At 66.8% G+C, this 808-nt stretch carries 2 protein-coding genes; both read left to right on the forward strand.

Translation table 11 applies throughout. The features are described from left to right. Positions 1–158: 158 nt before the first annotated feature. Positions 159–437, forward strand: coding sequence for an epoxide hydrolase N-terminal domain-containing protein (locus tag ACLJK8_RS22985; RefSeq protein WP_413152707.1), 279 nt, complete (start codon positions 159–161; stop codon positions 435–437). A 60-nt stretch (positions 438–497) separates the two neighbouring features. Continuing rightward, positions 498–808, forward strand: a 311-nt coding sequence (locus ACLJK8_RS22990; protein WP_413152708.1) for a nuclear transport factor 2 family protein, incomplete at its 3' end; no start/stop codon positions are given.

The following is an 808-nucleotide window of genomic DNA, read 5'->3' on the forward strand; positions in this document are numbered from 1 at the left end:
CCCCTCAGCAGTTCGTCCAATATCGCGTCGTCGATCTTCTTCGCCATGGTCCACGCTGTCCTTTCCTCTCAGCATGGACCGGCAGATCCGTACACAGAAGGCCGGACACTCTCGGTGGCTGCCGATGACGCACCCGCGATGGAAAGAGGTCTCCGCCGATGATCGATCGCCGCCAGACCATCGCGTTCGCGCTCGCCGCGACTGTGGCGCACCCGGTTTGGGCCGAGGCGCGACCCGTGATCCGCGACCTTTCGTTCGACGCCTCCGACGCGGCTCTAGCCGAGCCAGGTGGCCGTCTGACCGCGACTCGCTGGCCCGGAGCCGTCGCGCGGATCGACTGGGAGCAGGGGCCACCACTCGAAGCGATGCGGGAGATCGTGCCCGCTTGGCGCGACGACTACGATTGGCGAGCGACGCAGGCGCGGCGGAACGACTGACCTCTTCGGCGCCGAACTCCGCGCGTTCGGCGCCGCGGCACACGACTTGTGAGGACCCTTATGCTGAACCGGACCGAGCCAGAGAAGATCGTCCGCGCCGCGTACACGGCCTACCTCGCGCATGACCGAGCCGCGCTCGAGGCGTTGTTCGCCCCGAACTACCGCTTCACGAGTCCACTCGACAATGGAATCGACCGCGCGACCTATTTCGAGCGCTGCTGGCCGTCGAACGGCGATTTCGTGGCGTTCGAGGCGGTCGTGTCAACGGCGGAGCAAAACCAGGCCGTTGGGCGGCGCAAAAGTAGGCCACTTGGCGCCGCAAGCGGGGAACGGCGGGAGGGCGTAGCCCGACTAGAGTTTCCCGCTTGCGG

The organism is Amaricoccus sp. W119 (genome assembly GCF_047275745.1).
In the GTDB taxonomy this organism is placed as follows: domain Bacteria; phylum Pseudomonadota; class Alphaproteobacteria; order Rhodobacterales; family Rhodobacteraceae; genus Amaricoccus.